This is a genomic window from Corynebacterium mendelii, from assembly GCF_017307055.1.
Taxonomy (GTDB): domain Bacteria; phylum Actinomycetota; class Actinomycetes; order Mycobacteriales; family Mycobacteriaceae; genus Corynebacterium; species Corynebacterium mendelii.
Genome location: NZ_JAFLEQ010000011.1, coordinates 609 through 9,347 on the forward strand (window position 1 = coordinate 609; position 8,739 = coordinate 9,347).

At 61.8% G+C, this 8,739-nt stretch carries 6 protein-coding genes; 2 read left to right on the forward strand and 4 right to left on the reverse strand.

All coding sequences use genetic code 11. The annotated features are described in order from the left end of the window. Positions 1-2,854: YPDG domain-containing protein (locus tag JZY06_RS06635; protein WP_207278782.1), on the forward strand; the 2,854-nt coding region annotated here is incomplete at its 5' end. 287 nt (positions 2,855-3,141) lie between these two features. Here JZY06_RS06635 and JZY06_RS06640 read toward each other — a convergent pair. The 4 genes from JZY06_RS06640 to JZY06_RS06655 all read right to left on the reverse strand — a co-directional run bounded on the left by JZY06_RS06640 (position 3,142) and on the right by JZY06_RS06655 (position 6,747). Beyond that, the gene (locus tag JZY06_RS06640) at positions 3,142-3,504 is read right to left on the reverse strand and encodes an AzlD domain-containing protein (RefSeq protein WP_207278783.1); all 363 of its coding nucleotides are present in this window, start codon (positions 3,502-3,504) and stop codon (positions 3,142-3,144) included. After that, the gene (locus JZY06_RS06645) at positions 3,501-4,274 is read right to left on the reverse strand and encodes an AzlC family ABC transporter permease (protein ID WP_207278784.1); all 774 of its coding nucleotides are present in this window, start codon (positions 4,272-4,274) and stop codon (positions 3,501-3,503) included. Before JZY06_RS06645 ends, JZY06_RS06640 begins: the two co-directional genes overlap by 4 nt. Positions 4,275-4,394: 120 nt before the next feature. Next, complete coding sequence (locus JZY06_RS06650; RefSeq protein ID WP_377769087.1) at positions 4,395-5,819, reverse strand: CCA tRNA nucleotidyltransferase; 1,425 nt, start codon at positions 5,817-5,819, stop codon at positions 4,395-4,397. Positions 5,820-5,952: 133 nt separating this feature from the next. Further along, positions 5,953-6,747, reverse strand: a complete 795-nt coding sequence (locus tag JZY06_RS06655) for a MerR family transcriptional regulator (RefSeq protein WP_207278785.1) — start codon at positions 6,745-6,747, stop codon at positions 5,953-5,955. A 783-nt stretch (positions 6,748-7,530) separates the two neighbouring features. Here JZY06_RS06655 and fucO point away from each other — a divergent pair. After that, complete coding sequence (gene fucO / locus JZY06_RS06660) at positions 7,531-8,682, forward strand: lactaldehyde reductase (protein WP_207278786.1); 1,152 nt, start codon at positions 7,531-7,533, stop codon at positions 8,680-8,682. Positions 8,683-8,739 lie beyond the last annotated feature (57 nt).

Consider the following 8,739-nt stretch of genomic DNA (forward strand, 5'->3'; position numbering starts at 1 on the left):
AACCGACGGCGTCACCAAGGACGGCGACCTTGATTCAGACGGCGACGGCCTGAACAACGCCCAAGAATCAACCGTCCCCAACGGTCCCACGGAAGAAACCGGCACCGACGGACTCGGCAAAACTGACGTCACCGACACCGACAACAACGGTCGGCCCGACATCACCGAAACCGACGCCAACAGCGCCGATCCGAGTTATGTTGACAACGGCAAGCAGTCCGACGGTGTCTACACTGCCAGCGTGAAAGACGGCAGCGCAGAAAACGCCAAGCAGTTCTCACTGGCGACAAAACCGGACGTGCCGGGTGTGACTGTCACGGTCAATCCCACCACCGGTGAAATCACAGCCACCACCGATCAACTGGTCAAAGAGGGCACCACAATCACCGTCCCGGTGAGAGTTGTCTACCAAGACGGCACGAGTGACATTGTCAACGCCACCCTGGTGGTCGGACCGAAGTCAGTCGAAGACACCGATAACGACGGTATTCCGGACAACAAAGACCCGGACGCCGACGGCGACGGCATAAACAACGCCGACGAAAAAATCATCGGCACCGACCCGCTGAACCCCACAACCGACGGCGTCACCAACGACGGCAAGCTTGACTCAGACGGCGACGGCAAAACCAACGCCCAAGAATCAACCGTCCCCAACGGTCCCACGGAAGAAACCGGCACCGACGGACTCGGCAAAACTGACGTCACCGACACCGACAACAACGGTATCCCCGACATCACCGAAACCACGGCCATGACCAACACCCCGGTCTATGGGGACTCCACCGATCAGGGCAATGGGGTATCGACCGCCACCGTCACCTTCGATGATCCGACCACCCCGGACACCGAAACCAAGCCGGCACCGGACGGTACCTCGTTTGCGGCGAAGCTGAAAAAGCCCTTCGACAACATCACTGTCACAGTCAATCCGACTACCGGCATGATCACCGCCACCGCGGACGAGACAGTTGCCCCCGGCACTGTCATCACGGTTCCTGTTGCGGTCACCCACGCCGACGGTTCCAAAACAACAATTACTGCCACACTCACACTCAATCCGCCGCCGGCAAAAGAGGCACTGGATACCGATGGTGACGGCATCCCGGACGACAAAGACACCGATGCCGACGGCGACGGCGTAAACAACGCCGACGAAAAAATCATCGGCACCGACCCGCTGAACCCCACAACCGACGGCGTCACCAACGACGGCAAGCTTGATTCAGACGGCGACGGCAAAACCAACGCCCAAGAATCCGACGAAAACTCAGATGCGCCGACGGATACCAACAACAACGGTATCCCCGACATCACCGAAACCACGACCATGACCGTCACCCCCAGCTACGACACCTCCACCGATGAGGGCAATGGGGTATCGACCGCCACCGTCACCTTCGATGATTCGACCACCCCGGACACCGAAACCGACACAGCACCGGAAAAGACGGTGTTCGCGGCGAAGCTGACCGCACCCATCCCCGGTGTGACAGTGATGATCAACCCGATCACCGGCAAGGCCACCGCCACCGCCGACAAAACTGTTGATCCGGGAACCATCATCACCGTCCCGGTGCTGGTGACTTACCCGGACAAGTCCCACACCACCACGATTGCGGCGCTGACGTTAAATCCGCCAGCCGCGCAAAACACCAAAGACACCGATGGTGACGGCATCCCGGACGACAAAGACACCGATGCCGACGGCGACGGCGTAAACAACGCCGACGAAAAAATCATCGGCACCAACCCGCTGAACCCCACAACCGACGGCGTCACCAACGACGGCGACCTTGATTCAGACGGCGACGGCAAAACCAACGCCCAAGAATCCGACGAAAACTCAGATGCGCCGACGGATACCAACAACAACGGTATCCCCGACATCACCGAAACCGATGCCATGGGCACCGGTATCGGCTGGCCCGATCTGGTCCCGGTTAAACCGGGTGAAACCGTGACCTTGAACCCGGTCATCGACAATCCGTTCACCGACACACCGGCTGACGGCAGTATCGACGGTAGCGTCATCTTCACCCCGGAGACCCCGGACGGCTGGATCGTGGACATATCCTCCGACGGTGTGGCCACCATTACCCCGCCCGAGGGTGTGGAACCCGGCACCCACAAAATTCCGGTGACCGTCACGTTCCCGGATGGCAGCTCCTACGACACCACGGTGGTCGTCAAGGTGCAGGCGGTCGAATGGACCGTCAGCTACGCGCCTGCCGTCCGCGAGGACAACACCAACCTGACCATTGACCCGTCGATGGTTGACGCAGCAGGTCTCGGCATTGACCACCCGGTGAACTACGAACTGGATGAGCATTCCCTGCCGGAGGGTATCACCGCCACCATCGCTTCTCGTACCGGAGTGATCACTGTCGCCGGAACCGATGCCTACCCGGCGGGAACCGTCTTCAGTCTCCCGGTCCGTATCACCGATGCCGACGGCAGGACCCAGACCATTGATCTTCAGGTCACGGTCCCTGAGAGGGCGGGCACACCCGCCGACACATCTGATGGTGACAGCAGCAGCGACTCATCGACCAGCATCCTGCCGGTGGTTCTGGGACTCGGTGTGGCAGCAGGCCTGCTCGGCCTGATGGCGACCCAGGGCGCAGCCGGAAGCAGTGTTCTTCCCGGCGCCCCCGCCATCGCCCCGCTGGCTCCCACCACTCCGGACAAGTCCACGGTGAAACAACCCGCGAACAACAGTGCCGACACCGGTCATCTCCGACATGGTGTCCTGGCTGTCACCGGCGCCAATACGCTGTGGACACTGGTCATGGGACTGTTCCTGATGGCGATGGGTGCTCTGGCACTGGTTGCCCGCCGCAGGCGGAGCTGAGAAAAAACAACAGGCAGCGGATATAACGCGGCCGACAATTAAATAAAACCCCACCACCCCGGTAGGACTGCGGTAGAGACACCGTCGGCCCTGTACCGGGGTGGTGGTGTTTTAACCCGCCGGATATGCCCGGGTGTGTACCGGGCGGGGTGACGTTGCGGTGGCCGTCGTCCCGAACGCTGCCGTCGCTGACTGGTGTCCTGTTCCGTGGCACACCGCGGGTGACAGGTTGCCCGTCATGACAATTCCGCGGGACCCGGTCGACCTTCACATCTGTTGCCCGGAGCTTAAAAAATAGTGTTGACCAGCAGCATGTACACGGCGGTCCCGGTAAAAATCGATACCCCGGGTTTGCGGGTGACATGCTGCGCCACAACAGTGACGGCTGTTGCCGCAGCCACCGCCGGCCACCGGCTTGTGTCCTCGGTCAGGGAAGTGATGGTGAACACGACCAACACTGTCAGCACACCGACCGGCATGGTGTGTCCGAGCATCGCAAACAGTTCCGATCCGCGGAAGATGCGGGCGGCCTGGAAGGGCAGCAGACGCAGCAGAAAAGTCACCCCACCCATGACGGCGATGATCAGCAGCGCACCCCCGGCGGTGACGGTATCGGGCAGGCCGCCGGCCGCGGCAACAGTGGCGGTCACGGCTGTTCCTTGTCCCCGAAGTCGGGCGCATCCGTTGGGCGCCGCAGGGTCATCGACGCATCGACACGGGGACAACGGTAACGCACCCAAAGAACAATGAAATAGCAGCTCAAAGCGGCCACAAGCATGCCGCCGGGGAGCAGAAAACCGGCGCCGACGGCCAGTGCCGCGGCGCTGAGGGGCAGTGAATAGTCCGGGTTGCCGCGAAACGCTTCCATGGCCAGCACAATCATCAGTGCGGTCAGCGCGAATTCCGCACCCTCCAGGTTGTCGGGCAGCGCCAGACCGGCCACAGCCCCGGCGATCCCCGGAATCCACCAGGACAGCCAGCAGGCCACCGAGACAGTGATGATCCGGGTGTGGGTCCAGGTTTTATTCCGGGCGGAGCAGACAATGGCGTAGACCTCATCGGTTAATGAATAGACGCTCCACAGTTTCGCGGGCCTGCCGCGGATGTTGTCCAGGGGGAATGTCAATCCGTAGAACAGATGCCGGAAATTGACCATGAAGGCGGTCACCGCGGCAGCTAGCACCCCGGTACCGCCGGTGACGACACCGACAGCGATAAATTCGGCCGATCCGGCGTAGATGACGATCGAGAACACCGGCGCCCACCACCAGGCGAAACCGGACTGGGTGACAAAAAAGCCGAAGGCCAGTCCAATGGGCAGCAGTCCCAGCATCACAGCCAGCGAGTCTTTCAGCCCCAGCCGAATCTGCTGCACGGTTGAGCTGCAGGCGGCCCGCTGCTCGGGCACTTGGTCGGTCATGGTCTCCTGGGGGTCGGGAAACAAAGCGGGTGGCCCAGCCGGGATACCCACGGCCGGGCGGAACCACGTGAACAAACTGTATTATTTACAATCTAACAGCCACGGGGTGGTATCCGGGCGCTATGTGGCGTCACCGTCTTGGTGGTGCTCCCACCACGCCCGCAGCCGGGCTTCAGCTTCCTCCGGCTCCATCGGGCCTTCTTCCAGGCGCAGTTCCTTGAGGAACTGCCAGGCCCGGCCGACATCCCTGCCGGGGGAGATATCCAGAATCCGCATAATGGCGTTGCCGTCCAGTGCCGGGCGGATGGCCGCCAGGTCCTCCTGCTCCTCGATTTCTTTGATGCGCTGCTCCAGCGAATCGTAGGCGCGGGCCAGCCGTTCGGCTTTCCGCCGGTTTCTGGTGGTCACATCGGCACGCACCAGTTTGTGCAGTTTCGGCAGAATCTCCCCGGCATCGTTGACGTAGCGGCGCACCGCCGAATCAGTCCACGCGTTTTCCCCGTAGCCGTGGAAACGCATGTGCAAAAACACCAGATCGTTGACGTCCCGGATGAATTTGTTGGGGTATTTCAACGCCCGGAAGCGATGGCGGGCAAGCCGCGCGCCGACGGATTCGTGCTGGTGGAAAGTCACCCCGCCGCCCGGTTTGGGTGCCCGGGTGTCGGGTTTGCCGATGTCGTGGATCAGTGCGGCCCACCGCAGAACCAGATCCGGTCCGTCGTCTTCCCGGGCGATGGCCTGCCTGAGCACCTGCAGCGAGTGGGCGTAGACATCCTTGTGTTTGAGATGCTCATCAGGGGTGAGCTGCAGGGCCGGGATTTCGGGGAAAAAGTGGTCCGCCAGGCCGGTGGTGACCATCAGATCAACGCCGGCGGCCGGATCAGCGCCCAGCATCAGCTTGTCGAGTTCCTGCTGGATGCGTTCAACGGTGATGCGCTCAATCTGGCCGGCCATCGCTTCCATGGCCTGTGTGACCCGCGCGGCGGGGGTGAATTCCAGCTGGCTGACAAAGCGTGCGGCACGCAGCATCCGCAGCGGATCATCGCCGAAGGAATCCTCCGGTTTTCCGGGGGTGTCGATAATCCCGTGGACAAGATCGTTGTAGCCGTTCATCGGGTCACAAAATTCCGGATCCTCACCCGGAACCAGCTTCAACGCCATGGCGTTGACCCGGAAGTCGCGGCGCACCAGATCGCCGTCCAACGTGTCGCCGAAGATGACCTCCGGGTTTCTCGACTGCCCGTCGTAGGTGTCCGCCCGGAAGGTGGTGATCTCTATCTGGTGGCCGGATTTTTCCGCCGACACCGTCCCGAATTCGATACCGGTGTCCCACACTGCCGGGCACAGTTTCTCCAGAATGCCGGTCACTGTCTCCGGCCGGGCATCGGTGGTGAAGTCCAGGTCGTGGCCGAGCCTGCCCAACAGAGCATCCCGCACACTGCCGCCGACCAGGTACAGGTCGTGGCCCGACCGGGCGAACATCTCCGCCAGCGGATCGGTGATCGGGCGGATTGAGTCGAGGGCGGAGGCCACCGCGGTCGACACATCGGCGGGACTGGGACCGGTGGAAGGGATGTGTTCTCGATGCTGCACGGGCCTAAGTCTACTGGCCCCGCCTGCCGCACCTACCGGTCACCGTAACCGGGTGCGGATCCGGCGGGGGTTGCCCTGCCTGCGGCTATTGCCAACAGGCGGCGGAAAGATCAACCCCGGCGGCGCGGGCATGGTGGGCAATGGCATCGGCCAACCACTGGGCAAGGCCCTCCTGCCGGCTGTCGTAGTAGTTGCGGAAACGCTCGTCGGCGACGTAGGCGCGGGAGAGCAGATAATGTTTGGCCGGGGTGACGGGGAAAAAGTCGCTGAGCACAGCGGCATGCTCGGCCACAAGTTCCGCCGCCCGCTCACTGTCGGGGGCGATTCCGGCGGCAACTGCCTCCGCGAGCCGGGAGTCGACGCGGTCACAACGGGCTTTGCTGGCAAGAAAATCGTCGCCACCCCAGCTGGAGGTGCGTTGGGTGAAAATGCCCCAGTCTGTGGTGGATCCGTAGGACTGTTCGGCCTCCGCCCGGTAGGCGGCGTAGGTGCTGTCGCCGAGAATCTGTCCGATTTCCTCGGCACTGAGTTGTGTGTTGTTCATTTCATTCTCCAAAAGTTCATCGACTGCGCGGATCATCTCGCTGACCTGGTGCTGCTTGGCGCACAACCTGTCGCGCTGCTGCCGCAGATGCTCGACAGCTGACTGGCCGGAATCGAGTATCTGTTTGATCTCGGCGAGTTTCATGCCGGTCGCCCGGTAGATCACTATCCGGCTGATCCGTTCGCAGTCTTTGCGGGTGTAGAGCCGGAAATTGGACCAGTTTCTTCCGCTGGGGCTGATCAACCCCACTTTTTCCCAGTGGTGCAGGGTCCGCACGGTCAGGTGGAATATCTCAGCCACCTCACCGACGTAAAGATTGCTGTCCGTTTGGCTCATGGACGAAAGTATGGGCGCTCACGCCGCGTCAGGGGCAAAACCGGGGGGTGTCCGGCCGACAATGCCCGGGACCGCATCCTGCCGCAGCAGCCGGGAGATGATGATTTTTGCCACCACAGCGGTGCCAAAATGCGGCACAGACGGCATTCCGCCCGAAATTGTGAGTGATCTCATAGGCGGGGGTGCATCACCTGTACGTCGCCGCCTCTTTATCACGCAGGTGTTGACATTGTTTTTCACTACCGCAATACTCCCGTACCCTGCAGACACGCTGCTTCCGACCTGTTTTTGGCCGCATGTGGTGCTCAGCGGGGTGAAGAACGGTTTTCTCCCCACGGCGCCTGTTTATCCCCGGCGCATCACCGCAGACTTCAGGGGATGGTCATGGGGGCGGCATGCATGAGCCACCAGTTGGGCCGACCCCAGAGTTGGACCCGGATCCGGGGGATTGCCGTGGTGCAGCCGACCGGACCGGCGCACTGCCGGCAGATACCAAAAAAGCGGTCGAATTTTTGCAGTTCACACTCCTTTTTGTGGGTTTTGTGCCGGATGTTGGGGAAAAATACTTCCGTCCGGCCGGATCCGGGGGGTGGTGAACTGCGCAGCGATCCCTACCATGGATGACGGAGCTTGAATGAAATCGGCTACAACCAATCGGTTACGAGCATCCGGTGTGCATCATCCGTGAAGACACTGGTGGCGGTCAACCGACAACCATGGGATGCCGACTCACTCGTTCTTTCAGTCAGCTGGTCACAACACAAGAAAGCCGGTGCTTTTTCCATGACCTACAGAATGATCTTCAACCAGACCGCGTACTTCGGCCGCGGCGCCATTGAGCAGCTGGTTCCGGAGCTGCGCTCCAAGGGACTGTCCAAAGCGCTGCTGATCACCGATGCCATCCTGCTGGAAACCGGCACCGCCAAAAAGATCACCGATCTGCTCGATGCCGCGGACTTCCCCTACGAGGTGTTCTCCGACGTGCAACCCAACCCGCCGGTGGACAACGTCAAAAAGGGTGTCGAGAAATTCAAGGAATGCGGCGCCGATGTGCTCATCGGCCTGGGCGGCGGTTCACCGCAGGACACCGCCAAGGCTGTCGGCATCATTGCCGCCAACCCCGAGTTCGGTGACGTGGTCTCCCTGGAGGGCGTCGCCGACACCAAGAATCCGTCAATTCCGATCATCGGTATCCCCACCACCGCGGGTACCGCGTCAGAAACCACCATCAACTATGTGATCACCGACACCGACAACCAGCGCAAGTTCGTCTGTGTCGACCCGCACGATATTCCGGTGCTGGCCATTGTCGACCCGGATCTGACCGATTCGATGCCGAAGGGTTTGAAGGCGGCCACCGGCCTGGATGCGCTGACCCACGCAATTGAGGGCTACATCACCAAGGGTGCCTGGGAGCTGTCGGACTCGGTGCACCTGACCGCCATCAAGATGATTGCGGCCAACCTGGAAAAGTCCGTCAACGGCGACAATGATGCCGGCGAGAAGATGGCCTACGCCAGCTACATTGCCGGTATCGGCTACTCGAATGTGGGCCTGGGCCTGGTACACGGCATGGCCCACCCGCTGGGCGGCCGCTACGGTGCCCCGCACGGCGTGGCCAACGGTATTCTCCTTGCCCCGGTCATGCGCTACAACGCCGAGTACACCGGGGAGAAATACCGCGACATTGCCGCGGCTTTCGGTGTCGACGGCGCCTATGACATGCCGCTGGACGAGGCCCGGGAGGCCGCCTGCGACGCGGTGGCGAAACTGACGGTGGCTGTCGGGGTTCCCACCACCATCTCCGCGGTCGGTGTCGGCGAAGACGGTGTCGACGACCTGGCCGATGACGCGTTTGCCGATGTGTGCACCCCCGGCAACCCGCGGGAAGCCACCCGCGATGACATCCGTGACATCTACGCCAGCCTGCTCTAAATAAGGCCGTATGCCCCACTCTGTCCCCTGCGCAGCAGTGATCGGGGGACAGGGTGC